At 54.1% G+C, this 22,236-nt stretch carries 11 protein-coding genes and 2 rRNA genes; 9 read left to right on the top strand and 4 right to left on the bottom strand.

The window, feature by feature from the left end:
• The first annotated feature begins 42 nt into the window (after positions 1–42).
• Positions 43–1,677 (top strand): NAD+ synthase, encoded by a 1,635-nt coding sequence (locus tag AC4EYZ_RS16910; protein ID WP_141440682.1) that lies wholly within the window; start codon positions 43–45, stop codon positions 1,675–1,677.
• 27 nt (positions 1,678–1,704) lie between these two features.
• On the opposite strand, the gene AC4EYZ_RS16915 is transcribed toward AC4EYZ_RS16910, so the two are convergent.
• The 3 genes from AC4EYZ_RS16915 to AC4EYZ_RS16925 form a co-directional block, all read right to left on the bottom strand.
• Positions 1,705–3,861 carry a putative bifunctional diguanylate cyclase/phosphodiesterase gene (locus AC4EYZ_RS16915; RefSeq protein ID WP_490203929.1) on the bottom strand — a complete coding sequence of 719 codons (2,157 nt, stop codon included), beginning with the start codon at positions 3,859–3,861 and terminating at the stop codon, positions 1,705–1,707.
• Between the two features lie 89 nt (positions 3,862–3,950).
• Complete coding sequence (locus tag AC4EYZ_RS16920; RefSeq protein ID WP_027956889.1) at positions 3,951–5,660, bottom strand: methyl-accepting chemotaxis protein; 1,710 nt, start codon at positions 5,658–5,660, stop codon at positions 3,951–3,953.
• A gap of 237 nt (positions 5,661–5,897) precedes the next feature.
• Positions 5,898–6,713, bottom strand: coding sequence for an outer membrane protein assembly factor BamD (locus tag AC4EYZ_RS16925; RefSeq protein WP_022522020.1), 816 nt, complete (start codon positions 6,711–6,713; stop codon positions 5,898–5,900).
• A 199-nt stretch (positions 6,714–6,912) separates the two neighbouring features.
• On the opposite strand from AC4EYZ_RS16925, the gene rluD reads away from it, so the two are divergent.
• From rluD to clpB, 3 genes are all read left to right on the top strand, one after another.
• Positions 6,913–7,872: a 23S rRNA pseudouridine(1911/1915/1917) synthase RluD gene (rluD, locus tag AC4EYZ_RS16930; RefSeq protein ID WP_342584634.1), complete on the top strand. Its 960-nt coding sequence runs from the start codon at positions 6,913–6,915 to the stop codon at positions 7,870–7,872.
• On the top strand, positions 7,869–8,624 hold the full coding sequence (pgeF, locus tag AC4EYZ_RS16935; RefSeq protein ID WP_041159232.1) for a peptidoglycan editing factor PgeF: 756 nt from the start codon (positions 7,869–7,871) through the stop codon (positions 8,622–8,624). The genes rluD and pgeF overlap by 4 nt, the downstream gene beginning before the upstream one ends.
• A gap of 166 nt (positions 8,625–8,790) precedes the next feature.
• Positions 8,791–11,388, top strand: coding sequence for an ATP-dependent chaperone ClpB (gene clpB / locus AC4EYZ_RS16940; protein ID WP_474192371.1), 2,598 nt, complete (start codon positions 8,791–8,793; stop codon positions 11,386–11,388).
• 87 nt (positions 11,389–11,475) lie between these two features.
• Here the strand turns inward: clpB and AC4EYZ_RS16945 are convergent, their stop codons facing one another.
• The gene (locus AC4EYZ_RS16945) at positions 11,476–12,855 is read right to left on the bottom strand and encodes a sugar porter family MFS transporter (RefSeq protein ID WP_474192372.1); all 1,380 of its coding nucleotides are present in this window, start codon (positions 12,853–12,855) and stop codon (positions 11,476–11,478) included.
• Positions 12,856–13,575: 720 nt separating this feature from the next.
• Here AC4EYZ_RS16945 and AC4EYZ_RS16950 point away from each other — a divergent pair.
• The 5 genes from AC4EYZ_RS16950 to AC4EYZ_RS16970 all read left to right on the top strand — a co-directional run bounded on the left by AC4EYZ_RS16950 (position 13,576) and on the right by AC4EYZ_RS16970 (position 22,159).
• Positions 13,576–15,300: an acetolactate synthase 3 large subunit gene (locus tag AC4EYZ_RS16950; RefSeq protein WP_027956886.1), complete on the top strand. Its 1,725-nt coding sequence runs from the start codon at positions 13,576–13,578 to the stop codon at positions 15,298–15,300.
• Positions 15,300–15,791, top strand: coding sequence for an acetolactate synthase small subunit (gene ilvN, locus AC4EYZ_RS16955; RefSeq protein ID WP_009287561.1), 492 nt, complete (start codon positions 15,300–15,302; stop codon positions 15,789–15,791). The genes AC4EYZ_RS16950 and ilvN overlap by 1 nt, the downstream gene beginning before the upstream one ends.
• A gap of 216 nt (positions 15,792–16,007) precedes the next feature.
• The gene (pssA, locus tag AC4EYZ_RS16960; protein ID WP_035538112.1) at positions 16,008–16,913 is read left to right on the top strand and encodes a CDP-diacylglycerol--serine O-phosphatidyltransferase; all 906 of its coding nucleotides are present in this window, start codon (positions 16,008–16,010) and stop codon (positions 16,911–16,913) included.
• Positions 16,914–17,421: 508 nt separating this feature from the next.
• Positions 17,422–18,954 (top strand): 16S ribosomal RNA (locus tag AC4EYZ_RS16965).
• 307 nt (positions 18,955–19,261) lie between these two features.
• Positions 19,262–22,159 (top strand): 23S ribosomal RNA (locus AC4EYZ_RS16970).
• The 16S and 23S rRNA genes sit together here, the layout of an rRNA operon.
• Positions 22,160–22,236 lie beyond the last annotated feature (77 nt).

Below are 22,236 nucleotides of genomic sequence, written 5' to 3' on the forward strand. Positions count from 1 at the left end.
GTGTAACCCTATTTTAAAGATTCTCAAGAGATTTTGACGCCCATGCAAGACTTAACGCTGGTAATGGCCCAACTCGATCCTCTGGTCGGGGATATTCCCGGCAATGCCGCACGCGCGATTGAAGCAGTGCGCGAAGCGCGGATTGAGCATGGGGCGGATATTGTTGTCTTTCCAGAGCTTTTTTTGTCAGGCTACCCACCGGAAGACCTGCTGCTGCGCCCCTCAATGGAAACCCGCCTGCGTGAAGCTCGCGCGCTAATGGCATCGAAGGTCGCCAGTGATGTGTTGGTGATCATTGGCTATCCCGGCGTGCGGGAAGGCCGCTGTTACAACTTGGCGGGCCTACTTTACAACGGCCAGTGGGAAGCTGAGTACGCCAAGCAGGCGCTGCCTAACTACCAAGTGTTCGATGAGCAGCGCTATTTCACGCCCGGCACTGAAACGCTGGTGTATGAGCATAAAGGCGCCAAACTGGGCATCGTGATCTGCGAAGACCTATGGGATGGCGCGCCGGTTAAGGCCGCTGCACAAGCGGGTGCTGAGGTACTGGTTTCCTTGCACGCCTCTCCCTATCACCAGGACAAGCCCGCGGAACGGCTGCGCCTGTTGGAGAAACACGCTCAGGATACGCAGCTTCCAATTGTGTATGTGAACACCATCGGTGGCCAAGATGAACTGGTCTTTGATGGCGGCTCTTGCTGCGTTAACGCCAGCGGTGAGCTGCAGGTGCTGGCACCGTATTGGCAGGCGGGCCTGATGCCGGTTCAGTTTTTGCAAACCAGCGCGACGGTCTGGGAACCCCAAGCCGGAGAGATTGACCCCGAGGTAGAACCGGAAGAGAGCCTTTACTGTGCGTTAGTTACCGGGCTGCGCGATTACGTCAACAAGAGTGGTTTTGAGGGCGTTGTGTTGGGGCTTTCCGGCGGTATCGACTCAGCGCTTTCGCTGGCGATTGCGGTTGACGCACTGGGCCCTCAACGGGTGCAGGCGGTGATGATGCCGTACCACTACACCGCGGATATCTCCAAGCAGGATGCTGCAGAACAGGCCAAAATGCTCGGCGTCCACTATGAGATCATGCCGATCGAGCCCATGGTAGAAGCCTTTATGGGCACGCTGGCAGAGAGCTTCGCGGGAACTGAGCGAGATACCACCGAAGAGAACCTACAGTCCCGCTGTCGCGGCGTACTGCTGATGGCGATCTCCAATAAAAAAGGCTTGATGGTACTGACGACTGGTAACAAGAGCGAAATGGCGGTGGGCTACGCCACGCTGTATGGCGATATGGTGGGCGGTTTTAATGCCATCAAAGACGTGTATAAAACCTGGGTGTATCGCTTGGCTCGCTGGCGCAATACGCAATCACCTGCGATCCCCGAGCGGGTCATTGAGCGCCCACCCAGTGCGGAGCTGGCGCCGGATCAGCAGGATAGCGACTCTTTACCCGATTACGACGTGCTCGACGCTATCCTATTAAGCTATATCGAAGGCGACATGAGCGCTGAAGCGATCATCGCTGGTGGCTTTGACGCTGAAGACGTCTATAAAGTGGTGAAGCTGGTTGACCGCTGCGAGTATAAGCGCCGCCAGGCGCCCATTGGTGTCCGGGTGACGCCTCGGGGCTTTGGTCGCGACCGCCGCTATCCGATCGTCAATGGTTGGCAGCCCGGTGAGTAAGCCTTTATGACGGGGACTACCTCCGTATTAGGCGAGCATTGGTGGTGCAGCCAAACTGCGCTGTATCATCTCTGCAGCGGATACCAGCTTGCAAAAATAATATCCTTGGAAGGCATGACACTGGTGTTCGTTTAGGTGGCGCCAGTGTTCTTGGTTTTCGACACCTTCGGCGATAACCTGCAACCCGAGCGAACGCCCCATGGCAATAATGGTTTGTACGATGGCCTTATCGTCCGTGTCTTTATGCAGGTTGCGCACAAACGATTGATCGATTTTGATTTGATCTAAAGGGAGCCGTTTGAGGTACTGCAGCGACGAGTAGCCAGTGCCGAAATCGTCCAAGGAAAAGCTAACTCCCAGCGCTTTCAGCTGGTGCATGCGGGCAATGATGTCATCTATTTCGCCAATCATAGTACTTTCTGTCAGCTCCAGCTTTAGCCGGTGGGCCGGAGCACCGCTTTTGGTTAGCACGCCGCAAACGGTGTCCACGAAGTCGGGCTGTTGAAACTGTTTGGCGCTGACGTTGACTGCTAATGTTAGATGCTGCGTGTTTTCGTCATTTGCCCAGATGACTAACTGTTCACAGGCTGTTTCGAGTACCCAGTTGCCAATCGGCATGATTAGACCCGTTTCCTCAGCTAGGGGGATAAAAGTACCCGGCGAGACAAACCCATGACGCGGGTGTTGCCAGCGGATCAATGCTTCTGCGCCAATCGCCCGCCCAAGGCTGTCTACCTGCATTTGATAGACGAGTATAAATTCATCTCGCTCAATAGCCAGCCGCATATCATGCTCTAACTCAATGCGGGCTTCTAAATCGGCTTGTACCTTTGGGTCGTAAAAACGAATGTTATTGGGGCCTGATTTTTGGGCTAAGTGAACGGCAGCGTTGGTATATTGAAACAAGTTGTCGACCGTGTGCTGTGGCCCGTTAAACAATGCAATACCCATGCTCAAACTAAGAAAATGTTCTTGCCCTTCTAGCTGGAAAGGCTGATTGAGTTTGTGCTGTATCTGTTCGGCCAATACCTCGGCTTTTTCGGCCGCTTTTAGGTGTTCTCCAGCCAGGCCGTCTAATATGACCATGAACTCATCGCCGCCAAGGCGGCCAATGGTGGCGCCTTCGACTTGTAGGTCGGTAAGGCGCTGGGCAATAAGCTTGAGGAGGTTATCGCCCACGCGATGGCCGCTGCTATCGTTGATGCGCTTGAAGTTATCCATCCCCAGATACACTAGCGCGCCAAATGTGCTGGCCTGTTGGTTGGTATCCAACGAATGCTGTAGATGCTCTTTCATCAAGCGCCAGTTAGGTAGTTTAGTTAGCGTATCGTAATAGGCGAGCCGGTGAATCTTTTGCTCGGCTTCACGGCGCTGCTGCTCGGAATCCTTGAGCGCGATCAATGCGGTGGCAATCCGCTTCAAGGGGCCGCTATGCTGCTGTCTCATCTGCTCAATAGCGTGGAAGTCCGGCAACGGCTGTCGGCGCTTAGAAAGCGATAAAATAGCGTCTCCCACTACCATCAACCGTTTATTGATGCGCCAGGAAGCAAAAAATGCTGCGCTGATAAGCACACCCATCATGGCAATGCCCAGCCAGATGGTGGTGCTATGAGAGCGTGTAAGTGCATCAAATGAAAGGTCATGACGCTCCTTGGCACGCAGGGTTAAGGCTTCGAATATTTGCTGGGAGAATAGCGTAAAGGTGTTGAAGTGGTTTTGCGCTTCTTTGAGGAAGAGGGCGGGGTCGCCCAGTTCTCGTGCTGCTGACTCATTGGCCATACTGACAAAACGCTGATATTGCCGGAACGCACTTTGAAGGGCGGCGGTACTGTCCTGGCTTAAGTCGATAAGCAGGGGGGAGGTCGCCAGGGTGTCCACGCTTTGGCCGATCTGGTTAAGCTCTTGCGCAATCTGACTGTAGGCCGTATAGCGTTGCGAAGTACTTAGCTTTGTTACTTCAGTGTCGATCAATAAAGCAGTGATACGTTGGTGTAAGTCGCTAAGCTGGCGATCAAAGGTCGCCATTTGAACCAAAGTGTCTAAATCATTGGTCTGTAAAAGGTTGCTTTGCTGCGACTGTTCTTCCAGCACCTTCATGGCGATTGTCAGCATCAGCAGGGCAGGTAGTACCACCATTAAAATAGGTAACAAAAAAACCATTAAAAGGCTTTGGGTGGATTTCATTACAACCTCGGGCAAGGCAATAAAGAACGGCTCCTAACCCTTAGGAGCCATTTCTCTCTACACTATAAACGGCCAAAATCGTTATTAGTTTAGAAGTTTTCCCACTTAGGTTCGCTTGGCTGAGGTTTCGCAGCCGCGAGTGTAGGTTTGTTAGTGCCTGGAATGCGTGCAGGTGCAGGTGCCAATGCAGTGTGCTGCGGCTGTGCATTTTGAAGGGTCTTCGGCAGCTTGAAGACTTCCATGGCATGCAGTAGAGAGTGGGCATTCTGACGTAGGTTATTGGCGGAGGTGGCGCTCTCTTGTACGAGTGCGGCGTTCTGCTGAGTGACTTGATCCATCTCGGTCACCGCCCGGCCCACTTCTTGTACACCGGTACTCTGCTCAGCACTGGCGTAACTAATCTCCTTCATGATACTGGTTACCCGCTCGATAGCCGCGACAATCTCTTCAGTCGATTTACTGGCTTCTTCAGCGCGCTCATTGCCGTGGTTTACCCGCTCAAGGTTGCTGGAAATCAGAGCGTTAATTTCGCGTGCCGCATCGGCACTGCGCTGGGCGAGCCTGCGTACCTCTTCCGCGACTACTGCGAACCCCCGGCCATGCTCGCCAGCACGGGCGGCTTCGACCGAGGCGTTAAGCGCCAGAATGTTGGTTTGGAAAGCAATTGCATCGATAGTGGAGATGATACCGGCAATTTCCTGTGAGCTTTTGTTGAGATCATTCATGGTAGCAACGACCTGACTAACCGCTTCACCACCTTGCTTGGCTGTACTGGACGCGCTGGTAGCCTGTTGGCTGGCCTGCTCGGAATTATCAGCATTCAGTTTTACCGTGCTGTTGAGTTGCTCCATTGCCGAGGCCGTTTCCGCTAGTGCACTTGCCTGCTGCTCGGTGCGTGAAGAGAGGTCGTTATTGCCTTCAGCAATTTGCTCGCTGTTGCTGGCCACCGCCTCCGCTGAGGCGCGCACCTGGGTCACAATGGTTTGTAGCTGATGCGCCATCGCGACCTGTGACGCCATGATGCTGCGGGTGTCGCCCTTCTTAAGCTGCCCATGACTGGTTAGCTCGCCGCGGCCAATCGCTTCCGCAAACGCTTTGACTTCGTGGGGCTCGGCGCCCAGTTCACGCAGTAGCTGGCGGGATAAAAACACTGCAATCAAGCCGCCAACCAGTAAAGCGAACAGTGTTAGCCCCAGCATCTGCATCTGGAAGCCGGAGGCGGTATCGCGGGCTGTTGCCGTGGTGGTGTCGTTCAGTGCTTGCTGAAGCTCGATAAACTGATTAATCCGATTAAGCCACTCGGCGTAAGCAGGCCCCGCTTCTTCGAGTAACAGTGTCTGTGCATCGGCAAATTGATCCTTTTGGCGAAACTCCATGACTTGCTGGGTGAGTGACAGGGTTGTGGCGGCTTGGGCGTCAATGCTGTCTAGAATGTTTCGCTCTTCTTGACCGCTGGGGTACTCGCTAGACACTTGATGTTCGCCTTCGGATGCCGTCACGTAGTCACTGCTTAGGCGCTCCATTTCACTGCGTAAAGCATCTAACCGAGTATCGTCTTGGGTGAGTACCACATCGCGCAGGGCAATGGCTCTATCATGCACGCTGCCGCGCATATCTACTGCAAACCCAAGCTTGGTACCGTTAACATCATTAATGGTCGTTAAGTCGCGATCAATTTGATTGACTTGGTAAATACCTACGGCTGTTAGCAAAACCAACAGCCCGAGTAAGGCAGAAAAACCGAGCGTTAAACGCGTGCTTATTTTGGTGTTGCTGGAACCGGCGTTAAGAAGTGGCATTGATTGCTCCCTTAGGCGCCGTTAAGACGCTTTATCATGTAAGACGAGCTAATTATACCCCGTTGTACAATATTTGTATAGAAAATAGTGTTATCTGTATAATATCACCATCCTGTTTGTATTTTCCCCTTTAAAGTTATTCGCTTACTGTTCTTTTTGAATAAAAAAAACCACGCCGAGGCGTGGTTTGGTAGGTAAGTGTTGTACAGCTTTTAGCGATTGAAAGCTCGCAATGGTTTAATCATTTTGACCTAAATGCTTGGGAACAAAGCGGCTGCCCTGCAATTGCTCATGATCAGGCGCGTTCTCGCGCAGTACTGCGAGGACTTCATTGGCGCGGTCATCCATGTCTAGGCCTTGATAGCCTTCCACCATGGTGGCTAGGGCATCCCGGGTAGCGTTCGACTCTGGGTAGTTTTCGATTACCCAGCGGCCGCGTTCAACCGCTGCTAGATAAGCGCCGCGGCGCAGGTAGTAATCGGCAACGTGCAGTTCATGGCGGGCCATCAACTCACGTAAGTAGACGATACGCTGCTGGGCATCAGCGGCGTATTCACTCTGCGGATAACGCTGAATCAGCTCGCGGAAGTCATTGTAAGCATCACGGGAAGCACCCAGGTCGCGCTTGGAAATATCAATCAGGCGCAGGCGCTCCAGGCTGAAGCGGCCTGCTTGCCAGGCGGAAAGACCACGTAGGTAGTACGCGTAATCCACCTGGGGATGGTCAGGATGAAGGCGAATAAAGCGGCTAGCCGCTGCCCGGGCTTCTTCCCAATCGCTGTTTTCATAGTAGGCATAGATCAGCTCGAGCTGTGCTTGCTCAGCATGGACACCAAACGGGTAGCGGGTATCGAGTGCTTCTAAACGCTCTATCGCAATCGGGTAGCGGTTGCTGTCGAGGGCTGTGCGGGCCAGCTCATAGAGCTCACGCTCCTGAACCCCAGCAAATTCATCGTCCTCTTCTTCACTTGTATCGTTACTCGCACAGCCCGCTAGAAGGGCAAGGCTTAGGGCTAGAGCACCAAAGCGGTTGGCAGCTGAAATAACGCGCATCATCATCCTCGTTGCAAACAAGCCTCGATCACCAAAAAGCGACGATGGCCATAAGTAGAAATGGTAGAATAGGTCGCAGTCCGCCCACTATAAAACACCTCGGCTCAAAACGCAGGCTTAGCGACGTTTCGTCGGGTGTTGTCACAGCTTATTTTTCCATGTCGGGGCTGGGGGTTTTTGCGTCTAAAAGAGGTTTTTCATGTCTCGAACAGTTGAAGACACGCAGCGCGTGCCCGCTACGTTGGCCGGTGCGCGATTAGACCAAGCGGCGGCTGAGTTGTTCAGCGATTACTCCCGCGAACGCTTAAAAGCGTGGATTAACGCTGGTGAGTTGACGGTGGACGGCGTGCAAGCCAAGCCGAAAGCCAAGCTGCATGGCCATGAAGTGTTGGCGCTTCAGGCCACCATCGAAGACGACACACGCTTTGAAGCCCAGGACATTGCGTTGGACATCGTTTACGAAGACGACACGGTGATGGTCATCAACAAAGCTGCCGGTATGGTGGTGCATCCTGCCGCAGGCAACCCGGATGGCACACTATTAAATGCACTGCTGCATCACCAGCCGTCGCTTGCCGAAGTGCCCCGGGCAGGCATTGTTCACCGTTTGGATAAAGATACGACCGGTTTGATGATGGTAGCGAAAACGCTGCCCGCCCAGACGGCTCTGGTTGAACAGTTGCAGGCGCGCAGTGTGTCGCGTCAGTACGATGCTGTGGTCATTGGCAAGCCGGTGTCGGGTAGCACTATCGATGCACCCATTGGTCGTCACCCTAAAGACCGTAAACGCCAGGCCGTGACGGCTTCGGGTAAACCTGCCATTACCCATTTTCGCGTGGTTGAGCGCTTCCGTGCTCACACTCATGTGCGCTGTAAGTTGGAAACGGGGCGCACCCACCAAATTCGTGTGCATATGGCCCATGCTCGCTATCCGTTAATTGGTGACCCCATGTACGGCGGTCGTGCCAAGTTACCGCCTGGCGCCGCTGAGCCGTTGAAAGAGATCCTGCGCGAGTTCCCTCGTCAAGCCCTTCACGCGCGTAAGTTGATTTTCAAACATCCGGTAAGCGGCGAAACATTAACTTTTCAGGCAGACCTCCCTGATGATTTGTTAATGTTGTTGGATTACCTGCGCGAAGATAATGAGACTATGCGATGAGCGATGCCATTAATTTACGGCCAACGCTTTTAGTGCCCGACTGGCCAGCGCCGACCAATGTGCGTGCCTTTGTGACGACCCGTGAATCGGGGCCTAGCCAGGGTGATTTCGCTGCCTTTAACCCCGCCTCCCATGTCGGCGATAATGCTGATCATGTGGCGTTGTGTCGTCGTTTGCTGCAAAAGGAAATTGGCGATGAGCGGCCTCTGCTGTGGCTGAACCAGACCCACGGCGCCCGTGTGCAGCAGTGTTATCAGCCCGAGGCTGCCGACGCGGATGCCGCCCTTGCGACCTCCAATGAGTACGCCTGCGTGGTGCTGACGGCAGACTGCCTGCCGGTGATGTTCTGCAATCGAGCGGGTACCCAGGTGGCGGTTGCCCATGCTGGCTGGCGGGGGTTGGCGGGCGGTGTTCTGGAAGCAACCATTGCCGCGATGAACACTGACCCAGACGATATTCTGGTGTGGTTAGGGCCTGCTATCTCCAACGCTCAATTTGAGGTTGGCCCAGAAGTTTATGGCGCCTTTGTTGCCGTTCACCCGGATACTGCGGACGCCTTTGACCATAGCCCTTACCGGTTGGGTCATTACATGGCCGACTTATACCGGCTGGCGCGCTTTCGGTTAGAGGCACTGGGCGTCAATCACATAAGCGGCGGTCACTTCTGTACCGCCTGCGAGTCGCGCTTCTACTCCTTCCGTCGTGATGGCGGCAAAACCGGGCGAATGGCAAGCGTGATCTGGATCAATTAATGTGAATTTAAGCTTCCATAAGTCAGTGGTTTACACCGCCACCTCTTGAAAAGCATGGAACTGACGCCATTTAACTTGTCAAGCTAATAGTGATTTAGCACGTCTAATGACACGTTATCGGGTCACGCGGTGCGTCCAAACGCACGGCTACCCCAGGAGGAATTCCATGCGTTTTGATAAATTTACCGCCAAGCTTCAAAGTGCGATTGCCGAAGCGCAGTCGCTGGCCGTTGGCCGCGGTCATAATCAGCTAGACCCAGCACACCTGCTGTTGGCCCTGCTTGACACCAAAGACACCGGTATTAAAGCCCTGATTGAAAAAGCCGAGGGCAATCCTTCGCGTCTGCGCGATGGGTTGGTGCAGCAGTTGGATAACCTACCCAAGGTGGGGCAGTTCGACGGCGAAGTGCAGCCATCGCGGGACTTCATCAAGCTTTTTAACTTAACCGATCGCGAAGCGCAGAAGCGCGGTGATCAGTTTATCGCCAGTGAACTCGTTCTATTGGCAGCGCTGGAAATGAATTCAGCGATTACCAAGCTGCTTAAAGACGCGGGGATTAACCGTAAATCTCTTGAAGCCGCCATTAACAGCCTGCGTGGCGGTGCTACCGTCGACGATGCCAACGCCGAAGATCAGCGCGAAGCGCTCAATAAATACACCATGGATCTTACCCAGCGCGCGCTGGACGGCAAGCTCGACCCGGTGATCGGCCGCGACGACGAAATTCGCCGTACCATTCAAGTGCTGCAGCGGCGTACCAAGAACAACCCGGTGTTAATCGGTGAGCCGGGGGTGGGTAAAACCGCCATTGTCGAGGGGTTGGCCCAGCGCATCGTTAACGGCGAAGTGCCGGAAGGCTTAAAAGAGAAGCGCGTGCTCTCGCTGGATATGGGCTCGCTATTGGCGGGTGCCAAATTCCGTGGCGAGTTTGAAGAGCGCTTGAAAGCGGTACTCAAGGAGCTTTCCCAGGAAGAAGGCCGGGTGATCCTGTTTATTGACGAGCTGCACACCATGGTCGGGGCAGGCAAAGCTGAAGGCGCCATGGATGCGGGCAATATGCTCAAGCCTGCCCTGGCCCGCGGCGAGCTGCACTGCGTGGGGGCGACCACCCTTGATGAGTACCGCAAGTACATTGAGAAAGACGCCGCCTTGGAGCGCCGCTTCCAGAAAGTGCTGGTTGATGAGCCTTCCGAAGAGGACACCGTGGCTATCCTGCGCGGCCTAAAAGAGCGCTACGAAGTGCACCACGGCGTGGATATTACCGATTCGGCGATCATTGCCGCGGCCAAGCTCTCGACCCGTTATATCACTGATCGCCAGCTGCCTGATAAAGCCATCGATCTAATTGATGAGGCCGCCTCGCGGATTCGTATGGAACTGGACTCCAAGCCAGAGGCGATGGATCGCCTTGATCGCCGCCTGATCCAGCTCAAAATGGAGCGTGAGGCGCTTAAGAAAGAGACTGACGAGGCCACTAAAAAACGCCTGGAGGCACTCAATACCCAGATTCACGACCTAGAGCGCGAATACGCGGATCTTGATGAAATCTGGAAAGCCGAGAAAGCCAGTATTCAAGGGGCTGCTCAGTTTAAAGCTGAGCTTGAACAGGCACGCATTGACCTTGAACAGGCCCGCCGCCAGGGCGACTTGGGTCGGATGTCGGAAATTCAGTATGGCAAGATTCCAGAGCTAGAGAAGAAAATTGCCGAAAGCGCGGAAGGTGAAGCGGATACCTCAAGCCATCAGTTGCTGCGTTCTAACGTCACTGAAGAAGAGATCGCCGAAGTCGTCTCCCGCTGGACGGGCATTCCGGTCTCCAAAATGCTGGAAGGCGAGCGCGATAAGCTCTTGCGCATGGAAGAGGCGTTGCACCAGCGGGTGATTGGCCAGGATGAGGCCGTCGAGGCGGTGGCCAATGCGGTACGCCGCTCCAGGGCCGGGCTTTCTGACCCTAATCGCCCCAACGGTTCGTTTCTGTTCCTCGGCCCCACCGGGGTGGGTAAAACCGAACTGTGTAAGTCACTGGCGAACTTCCTGTTCGATACCGAAGAGGCGATGGTGCGTATCGATATGTCGGAGTTTATGGAGAAGCACTCCGTGGCCCGCTTGATCGGTGCGCCTCCTGGCTACGTCGGCTACGAAGAGGGTGGTTACCTGACCGAAGCCGTGCGCCGCAAGCCTTATTCGGTGCTGCTGCTGGATGAGGTGGAGAAAGCCCACCCGGATGTCTTCAACATCCTGCTGCAGGTATTGGAAGATGGCCGCTTAACCGACGGCCAGGGCCGCACGGTAGATTTCCGCAACACCGTGATCGTGATGACCTCGAACATGGGCTCTGACATTATCCAGCGCATGGGTGGTGACGTCAGTGCTGATAAAGACAGCGACTATGAGTCGATGAAAAACATGGTCATGGAGGTGGTGGGTAACCACTTCCGGCCTGAGCTCATCAACCGCATCGATGAAGTGGTAGTGTTCCACGCCCTGGGCCAAGAGCAGATTCAAGCCATTGCCGGTATTCAGCTTGAGCGCTTGAAAGTGCGCCTTGCCGAGCACGACCTGAAGCTTGAGGTCAGCCCAGAGGCCATGGCGCAACTGGCGGTGGTGGGCTTCGACCCTGTGTACGGGGCGCGGCCACTCAAGCGGGCGATTCAGAGCCGTATCGAGAACCCGCTGGCGCAAGACCTGCTGGGTGGCAAATTTGCCCCTGGCGATACTATCCATATCAACGCAGAAGAGGGTAAGTTGGTGTTTAGCTCATAATTGAGCTGCCACTTCGGCTAATTGAGTAGGTAAAAAGCCTCGCTAGCTTTGCTGGCGAGGCTTTTTTATTGGCTTCTTGTGGGTGGGTCAGACTTTAACTCTGGCACCTGATAGATGAACCCTACGTAGTTTGACGTCGTTACCTACCAAGTGTTTTTGCAGTTCTTCAAGAGAAACATTGCGTGTTTCCGGCATCAGGATCAGCACGAATACTAATTGCAGCAACATCATGATGGCGAAGAAGGCGAACACCGGGCCACCACTAAAAGTGCCCAGTACCCAAGGCATGACCAGGGTAATCAAAGCTGCGAAGACCCAGTGGATTGAGCTGCCAAAGGATTGACCGCGAGCACGCACATGGTTGGGGAACACCTCTGCAATGAAGACCCAGATCACCGCCCCCTGACTGATAGCATGGGCAGCAATAAACAGGGCCAGTAGCAGCGGCACCTCGATACCGCCCAGGGAATCGGTAAAGAAGGCACGTGAGATCAGAACTAATGACAACAGGTACCCTGCGGAACCGATGAACAGGAGTGTGCGCCGTCCGAACCGGTCGATCAGCGACATCCCGATCATGGTGAAGACCAGATTGACTAAACCAATGCCCGCGGTGGACAGCAGTGCCGCTTGGCTACCGAGCTGAGCGGCCTCAAGCACGCGTGGCGCGTAGTAGATGATGAAGTTGATACCCGATAACTGATTGAAGAAGGCGATCAGAAAGGCAAGCAGGATCGGCAGCCGATAGCGGCGAGAGAAGAAGCGTGCATTAGCGGAGCGCTCCTCGTTCTCGGCGGCTCGCATGGTGGCAATTTCTGCATCAACATCCACGTCTGGGTCGATCATCCGCAGCACGCGACTTGCTTCTTTGACGTCATTGCGCTTGAGGATGAGCCAGCGTGGGCTACGCGGAACACGGGTAATCATCAGAGTGTAAATCAGAGCCGGAATGGCCTCGATGCCCAGCATCCAGCGCCAGGCGATATCCCCGTCTATCATACTGCCGATGACATAGTTGGAAACGAACGCCATGAGGATACCGAAGACGATATTGAACTGGTACATGGCCACCAGTACACCCCGATGTCGAGGTGGGGCAATCTCGGAAATATAAATCGGGGCGGCGACCGAAGAGACGCCCACACCAATGCCACCGATGAGGCGGAAGAGGGCGAAGACCCAGGGGTCGGTGGCCACGGCGGATCCTATCGCCGATACCAAGTACAGAACACCAATCAACAGCAGAGTCATGCGCCGACCGAGGTGGTCGGTAGGCCAGTTACCGAAGATGGCGCCAAGTACAGTGCCCCATAAAGCCATCGACATGATCAACAGACCATGCTGCAGGTCACTGAGGCCCCAGAGTGTTTGAATGGGCTTGTCGGCCCCAGAAATTACTGCCGTATCAAAGCCGAACAGGAAGCCGGCTAGTGCCACGGTAATGGACCATTGCACAATGCGTGACATGAGCTTTTCCTCGCGCTACTTGTTGCTGTAGTAGGTCAGTTGGCTGACCCTTCGTTGTTTGATGAATCGATTCACCTAATGAGCGCTAACCATCTCCAAGTAGGCTGAATTTAGAAAGCCTATGAGAAGCAAGGAAATGCTGGCGATGTTTCCTCGGAAGTGCACTTCCAGACAGTGCTGTAAATGTCAGAAATAAACTTTAGATGAATCGTGTCACCTAAAATATTACATCAGTCACACAGGCGATATGCGAATTTCTCGGCTTAGACATTGGTCTCGTGCGTCGAGAATCGTATTTGGATTACCGCAACTCTGAGCCGAAAAGGGGCTCATGGGCGCATTCAGCGAGCAATGGCGGTTGACAGGGTGGGGCTGCTAATGGAATCTTGTCAGTTCCTGATTTGCGGGCGCGGATCCAACGGGCAACCCCTAATTCCCGCGCGAAGGGTAGGCGAGAGCCTCTACCCGCCGAAGGACTTCCGGGCTTGGGCTAACCGCCCAACCTGGCCAACGCCCCGACACGGCGAACTGCCGTGTAAGGGAGCGGGTGATTTATGTCGACATAAGGCACCCTCTCCCGACAAGAGTGCAGGCCCTAACCGGGCCATCTGCCAGGGTTTGGCATCAGGTGCCGGCAAGGGCCGGCAGCGGCATACCGCCGCACTCGACACCGCAGGATGTCCTGCGGATCGCACTCGAGACCTCCAGGGGAGAAATACAGTGGAACTGCTTTCCGGCGCAGATATGATCGCCCGCTTCTTGCAAGATGAGGGCATCGAATACATTTATGGTTACCCCGGCGGTGCAGCGCTGCATATTTACGATGCACTCTTCCGCCAGGACAAAGTGAAGCACATTCTGGTGCGTCACGAACAAGCGGCTACTCACGCCGCCGATGGCTATGCCCGTGCATCAGGCAAGCCCGGCTGCGTACTGGTTACCTCAGGCCCCGGTGCCACCAACGCCGTCACCGGCATCGCCACCGCCTACATGGACTCCATTCCCATGGTAGTGCTGTGTGGCCAGGTGGCAAGTCATCTGATCGGTGAAGACGCCTTCCAGGAAACCGATATCGTCGGCGTGACGCGGCCCATCGTGAAGCACAGCTTCTCGATTCGTCACCCGTCTGAAATCCCGGAAGTGCTCAAAAAGGCGTTTTATTTAGCAGCTACAGGGCGTCCGGGCCCGGTGGTGGTCGATATCCCAAAAGATATGACGGCTCCCACTGAGCGTTATGAGTACATCTATCCGAAAAAGGTCAAGATGCGCTCGTACAACCCTGTTACGCGTGGCCACACAGGGCAGATCAAAAAAGCCGTTGAGATGATACTCAAAGCCAAGCGCCCGGTGTTCTATACCGGTGGCGGCGTGGTCACGGGCAAAGCCAGCGAAGGCTTGACTGATCTGGTCAAGCAGCTGGGCTACCCGATTACCACCACGCTGATGGGCATTGGCGCGTATCCGCAAAGTGACCGGCAGTGTTTGGGTTGGCTGGGCATGCATGGCTCTTATGAGTCGAACATGGCCATGCACCACGCCGATCTGATCATTGCCATTGGGGCGCGCTTTGACGACCGCGTGACCAACAGCACTTCGAAGTTCTGCCCGACAGCTAAAATCATCCACGTTGATGTTGACCCAAGTTCGATCTCTAAAACGGTGCGTGCCGATGTGCCGATCGTGGGCCCGGCATCCAGCGTTATCAATGAGATGATCAGTTTGGTGCAGGGGCATAAAATTGCCCATCCTGAAGCACTGACTGAGTGGTGGGAAAAGATTGATGGCTGGCGTGCCGACCGTGAAGGCAAGCTTTATGAGCCTTCCAAGGTGGGTGAAGCGCTTAAGCCACAGGAAGTTATTGAAGCGCTTTGTCGGGTAACCCGAGGCGAAGCCTACGTGACTACCGATGTTGGTCAGCACCAGATGTTCGCAGCGCAGTACTACAAGTTTGATAAACCCAACCGACTGATCACCTCAGGTGGTTTGGGCACCATGGGCTTTGGTTTCCCCGCCGCCATGGGTATCAAGCAGAACTACCCGGATGATGACGTAGTGTGCGTCACCGGTGAAGGAAGCTTCCAGATGATGATGCAGGAGCTCTCCACCTGTAAGCAGTACGGGGTGGGCGTTAAGATCGTCAACCTTAACAATGCGTCGTTGGGTATGGTACGTCAGTGGCAGGACTTGAACTATAAGTCACGCCACGCGCACTCCTATATGGAGTCGCTGCCGGACTTCCATATGCTGATTGAGGCGTATGGGTTTACCGCCATTACCGTCAATACGCTTGATGAATTGGAGCCTGCACTGGAGCGTGCGTTTGCTGATAAGCACGAGCTGGTCTTTCTTGACGTGAAGGTCGACCCTTTTGAGCACGTCTATCCGATGCAGGTGCCGTTAGGTGCCATGCGCGACATGCTGCTGTCTAAAACGGAGCGTACCTGATGCGTCATATCATCTCGATTCTGTTAGAAAATGAACCGGGTGCGCTGTCACGTGTAGTCGGGTTGTTCTCCCAGCGTAACTTCAACATTGAAACGCTTAACGTGGCACCCACTGAAGACCCGTCGCTATCGCGTTTAACGGTCACCACCATAGGCGACGACCGGGTGATCGAGCAGATCACCAAGCACCTCAATAAGCTGATTGATGTGGTTAAGCTGGTGGATCTAACCGAAGGCAACCATATCGAGCGCGAGCTGATGTTGGTTAAAGTGAAAGCGCTAGGCGCGGCCCGCGATGAAGTGAAGCGCACGGTGGATATCTTCCGCGCGCAGATCGTCGACGTAACGCCAAGCCTGTATACCGTGCAGATCACCGGTGATGCGGGCAAGCTTGATGCTTTCCTTCAGGCCATGGCGCCGGTGGGTATTCTTGAGGTCGCCCGTACTGGGGTCTCGGGTATTGCCCGGGGCGATAAGGTGTTGTCGCTTTAAGCACGAAAGTACTTAGCCTTTACAGTCAGCACTTAAATGTAAACATAAGCGTCGCTTCTTTCCCGGAGCGGCGCTTTTTAGTTATTAACCTGTTAGCGCTCGCTGATGCAGACCGCGCAGGGCATCAATGCAGCAATTGGCTGGCTGAGTGGCACTCACCGTGTAGAATGAAAGCGACTACGGTTCCCGTGACTTCTCTTTTAATGGATGAAAACTATGACACAGGACGCTCGCGACCAAGAGCACTCAAACTCTGATCAGTCAAACCCAGGCCAGCCAGACTCGGCTCCGTCTGATAAAGCTGAGCAGCCAGACAGTGCTCATCAGTCAGAAGTGGGCGACAATGAAGATTTGGCGGCTGCCTTCTTGCGTGAAACCGAAGTAGTCGAAGAGGCCGTAGAGGACGGTAAAAAGATTCGCCGTCGAGGCATCTATTTGCTGCCCAACCTATTTACCACTTCGGCGCTTTTTGCCGGTTTTTTTGCAGTAGTGGCAGGCATTAATGGTGAGTTTACCTCGGCTGCCGTTGCGATCTTTATTGCCATGGTACTGGATGGCCTGGATGGCCGCGTCGCCCGTATGACCAATACGCAAAGTGAATTCGGCGCTGAGTACGACAGCTTGGCTGACATGGTCTCCTTTGGTATGGCGCCCGCTTTAGTTGCCTTTACCTGGATTCTTCAGGACATCGGTAAGACGGGGTGGGTAGTGGCCTTTCTCTATGTTGCCTGCGCGGCGCTTCGCCTTGCGCGCTTTAACGTACAAATTGGTAGTGTTGATAAAAAGTGGTTTATCGGTTTGCCGAGCCCTTCTGCAGCCGCGCTAGTGGCGGCCAGTGTATGGACGTTCCATAGCTTTGATGCCGATGCCTTTGGTTTCAAACTATTGATGTTAGTAGTAGTAGCTGCGGCGGGTGTGTTGATGGTGAGTAATATCCGTTACTACAGCTTCAAGGATCTCGATTTTAAAAAGCCGGTACCTTTTGTTGTGCTGCTAGCCATAGTGCTGGCGTTTGTGTTGATCTCGGTCGAGCCTTCAGTGATGCTGTTATTGCTGTTTGGTACCTACGTGGCTTCAGGCCCTGTATTAGCCGTTATGCGTAAGGCTAAAACGAGTAGATAGTACTTTTCTCCACTTTTTTGACAGTTATTTCAAAACAGCCCTTGCCAACCCGTCAGCGAATCCGTAAAGTACGCATCCGCTGCCGGGGACGCCAAGCGTTACCAGCGGTGAATGAAGTGTAAAATCTTCGGTTCGTCAAAGAGTTAGCGGTTTTGGATGTGGTCAGGTTTGCATCGAAAACAACACCCTTGACAACCACCAGGGAATGCGTAGAATACGCCTTCCTCGCTGAGGCAAGCCAGTTCAACGGCAAGCCGTGTGGCCCAGTTGGTTTATTAGCTAGCCACCGCAGCGAAACAGCTCTTTAACAATTTGATCAGGTAATTCATGTGGGCGCTTGCTGACGTTGGTGACAAATCACTCAATATCAAGGCAAGCGACTCAAGCAATTAAGGTTTTAAAGGATTCGTCCTTTGATATCTGTTTTGAATGAATTCGTTTGAACCTTGAGCCAAGTTTGATCCGCTTTTGTTGCCCTCGGGTGACATGTAAGGATCACATAGATCTTAAACTGAAGAGTTTGATCATGGCTCAGATTGAACGCTGGCGGCAGGCCTAACACATGCAAGTCGAGCGGTAACAGGGGTAGCTTGCTACCCGCTGACGAGCGGCGGACGGGTGAGTAATGCATAGGAATCTGCCCGATAGTGGGGGATAACCTGGGGAAACCCAGGCTAATACCGCATACGTCCTACGGGAGAAAGGGGGCTTCGGCTCCCGCTATTGGATGAGCCTATGTCGGATTAGCTAGTTGGTGAGGTAATGGCTCACCAAGGCAACGATCCGTAGCTGGTCTGAGAGGATGATCAGCCACATCGGGACTGAGACACGGCCCGAACTCCTACGGGAGGCAGCAGTGGGGAATATTGGACAATGGGGGCAACCCTGATCCAGCCATGCCGCGTGTGTGAAGAAGGCCCTCGGGTTGTAAAGCACTTTCAGCGAGGAAGAACGCCTATCGGTTAATACCCGGTAGGAAAGACATCACTCGCAGAAGAAGCACCGGCTAACTCCGTGCCAGCAGCCGCGGTAATACGGAGGGTGCAAGCGTTAATCGGAATTACTGGGCGTAAAGCGCGCGTAGGTGGCTTGATAAGCCGGTTGTGAAAGCCCCGGGCTCAACCTGGGAACGGCATCCGGAACTGTCAGGCTAGAGTGCAGGAGAGGAAGGTAGAATTCCCGGTGTAGCGGTGAAATGCGTAGAGATCGGGAGGAATACCAGTGGCGAAGGCGGCCTTCTGGACTGACACTGACACTGAGGTGCGAAAGCGTGGGTAGCAAACAGGATTAGATACCCTGGTAGTCCACGCCGTAAACGATGTCGACCAGCCGTTGGGTGCCTAGAGCACTTTGTGGCGAAGTTAACGCGATAAGTCGACCGCCTGGGGAGTACGGCCGCAAGGTTAAAACTCAAATGAATTGACGGGGGCCCGCACAAGCGGTGGAGCATGTGGTTTAATTCGATGCAACGCGAAGAACCTTACCTACCCTTGACATCTACAGAAGCCGGAAGAGATTCTGGTGTGCCTTCGGGAACTGTAAGACAGGTGCTGCATGGCTGTCGTCAGCTCGTGTTGTGAAATGTTGGGTTAAGTCCCGTAACGAGCGCAACCCTTGTCCTTATTTGCCAGCGAGTAATGTCGGGAACTCTAAGGAGACTGCCGGTGACAAACCGGAGGAAGGTGGGGACGACGTCAAGTCATCATGGCCCTTACGGGTAGGGCTACACACGTGCTACAATGGCCGGTACAAAGGGCTGCGAGCTCGCGAGAGTCAGCGAATCCCTTAAAGCCGGTCTCAGTCCGGATCGGAGTCTGCAACTCGACTCCGTGAAGTCGGAATCGCTAGTAATCGTGAATCAGAATGTCACGGTGAATACGTTCCCGGGCCTTGTACACACCGCCCGTCACACCATGGGAGTGGACTGCACCAGAAGTGGTTAGCCTAACGCAAGAGGGCGATCACCACGGTGTGGTTCATGACTGGGGTGAAGTCGTAACAAGGTAGCCGTAGGGGAACCTGCGGCTGGATCACCTCCTTAAACGATGCGTCACAGTTGGTAAGCGTCCACAATGAATTACCTGATCAGAATACTGTTGATACGCAGTGATAAGTGGCTCTGTTTTTTTCACGTTAAAAAGAAAAAATAGCTTTTAAGGTCTTAAAGGTCTTTTTCTTTTTTAATATGAAAGAACGCTTATCACTGCTTATAGCAGTCGCTCTTTAACAATGTATATCATGCTGACAAGAACACTTCGCAAGAAGTGGTCTTAAATTGTGATACGCGTCAGCGTATCCGGCAAAATGAAACGTGATCATTGCGACATCCAGACTCCTTCGGGTTATAGGGTCAAGCAATGAAGCGCACACGGTGGATGCCTAGGCAGCCAGAGGCGATGAAAGACGTGGTAGCCTGCGATAAGGCTCGGTGAGGTGGCAACAACCTGTGACCCGGGCATTTCTGAATGGGGAAACCCACTCATCACAAGATGAGTATCGTGCACTGAATACATAGGTGTACGAGGCGAACCAGGGGAACTGAAACATCTAAGTACCCTGAGGAAAAGAAATCAACCGAGATTCCCCTAGTAGCGGCGAGCGAACGGGGACCAGCCCTTAAGCATGTGACTGATTAGGCGAACACGCTGGGAAGCGTGGCCGTAGCGGGTGATAGCCCCGTAGTCGAAAATCTGATCATGTGAAATCGAGTAGGTCGGGGCACGAGAAACCTTGACTGAAGACGGGGGGACCATCCTCCAAGGCTAAATACTCCTGGCTGACCGATAGTGAACCAGTACCGTGAGGGAAAGGCGAAAAGAACCCCGGAGAGGGGAGTGAAATAGATCCTGAAACCGTGTGCGTACAAGCAGTAGGAGCAGACTTGTTCTGTGACTGCGTACCTTTTGTATAATGGGTCAGCGACTTATATTCAGTGGCGAGGTTAACCGTATAGGGGAGCCGTAGGGAAACCGAGTCTTAACTGGGCGACACAGTCGCTGGATATAGACCCGAAACCGAGCGATCTATCCATGAGCAGGGTGAAGATTGAGTAACATCAATTGGAGGCCCGAACCAGGATCTGTTGAAAAAGATTTGGATGACTTGTGGATCGGAGTGAAAGGCTAATCAAGCTCGGAGATAGCTGGTTCTCCTCGAAAGCTATTTAGGTAGCGCCTCACGTAGTACCGCCGGGGGTAGAGCACTGTTTCGGCTAGGGGGTCATCCCGACTTACCAACCCGAGGCAAACTCCGAATACCGGTGAGTAACGCGTGGGAGACACACGGCGGGTGCTAACGTCCGTCGTGAAAAGGGAAACAACCCAGACCGTCAGCTAAGGTCCCGAAATCCTGGTTAAGTGGGAAACGATGTGGGAAGGCTCAGACAGCTAGGAGGTTGGCTTAGAAGCAGCCATCCTTTAAAGAAAGCGTAATAGCTCACTAGTCGAGTCGGCCTGCGCGGAAGATGTAACGGGGCTAAACCAGGTACCGAAGCTACGGGTGAGTTTCTATTTCGATAGGAATTCGCGGTAGAGGAGCGTCGTGTAAGCCGATGAAGGTGAATTGAGAAGTTCGCTGGAGGTATCACGAGTGCGAATGCTGACATGAGTAACGATAAAGGGTGTGAAAAACACCCTCGCCGGAAGACCAAGGGTTTCTGTTCGACGCTAATCGGAGCAGAGTGAGTCGGCCCCTAAGGCGAGGCCGAAAGGCGTAGTCGATGGGAAACGGGTCAATATTCCCGTACCGGACATGGTTGCGATGGGGGGACGAAGAAGGCTAGGTGAGCCAGGCGTTGGTAGTCCTGGTGAAAGTGAGTAGGCCGAGACCTTAGGTAAATCCGGGGTCTTAAAGCCGAGACACGAGACGAACTGACCACGGTCAGGAAGTCACTGATGCCACGCTTCCAGGAAAAGCCTCTAAGCTTCAGATCATGTGCGACCGTACCCCAAACCGACACAGGTGGTCAGGGTGAGAATCCCAAGGCGCTTGAGAGAACTCGGGTGAAGGAACTAGGCAAAATGGTGCCGTAACTTCGGGAGAAGGCACGCCGGCATAGGGTGAAGAGACTTGCTCTCCTAGCCCGAACCGGTCGAAGATACCAGGTGGCTGCAACTGTTTATTAAAAACACAGCACTCTGCTAACGCGCAAGCGGACGTATAGGGTGTGACGCCTGCCCGGTGCCGGAAGGTTAAATGATGGTGTTAGCCGCAAGGCGAAGCTCTTGATTGAAGCCCCGGTAAACGGCGGCCGTAACTATAACGGTCCTAAGGTAGCGAAATTCCTTGTCGGGTAAGTTCCGACCTGCACGAATGGCGTAATGATGGCCACGCTGTCTCCACCCGAGACTCAGTGAAATTGAAATCGCCGTGAAGATGCGGTGTACCCGCGGCTAGACGGAAAGACCCCGTGAACCTTTACTATAGCTTCACACTGGACGCTGATGTTGCCTGTGTAGGATAGCTGGGAGGCTTTGAACTCTGGACGCCAGTTCGGAGGGAGCCAACCTTGAAATACCAGCCTGGCATCATTGGCGTTCTCACTCAGGTCCGTTATCCGGATCGAGGACAGTGTGTGGTGGGTAGTTTGACTGGGGCGGTCTCCTCCTAAAGAGTAACGGAGGAGCACGAAGGTACCCTCAGCACGGTCGGACATCGTGCATTGAGTGCAAGAGCATAAGGGTGCTTGACTGCGAGACAGACACGTCGAGCAGGTGCGAAAGCAGGTTCTAGTGATCCGGTGGTTCTGTATGGAAGGGCCATCGCTCAACGGATAAAAGGTACTCCGGGGATAACAGGCTGATACCGCCCAAGAGTTCACATCGACGGCGGTGTTTGGCACCTCGATGTCGGCTCATCACATCCTGGGGCTGAAGTCGGTCCCAAGGGTATGGCTGTTCGCCATTTAAAGTGGTACGCGAGCTGGGTTTAGAACGTCGTGAGACAGTTCGGTCCCTATCTGCCGTGGGCGTTGGATGTTTGAGAAGGGCTGCTCCTAGTACGAGAGGACCGGAGTGGACGACCCTCTGGTGTTCCGGTTGTCACGCCAGTGGCATTGCCGGGTAGCTATGGTCGGACGGGATAACCGCTGAAAGCATCTAAGCGGGAAGCCCCCTTCAAGATGAGACATCCCTGAGGCCTAGAGCCTCCTGAAGGGCCCAGCGAGACCAGCTGGTTGATAGGCACGGTGTGGAAGCGCTGCAAGGCGTTGAGCTAACGTGTACTAATGGCCCGTGAGGCTTGACCCTATAACACCCAAGGGGTCTGGTCGTGATGATGACGAAGCATTAAAAAGCCGGATACGCAGCGTGTGGCCTGACTCAAA

Source organism: Vreelandella sp. 162(4c), assembly GCF_058152265.1.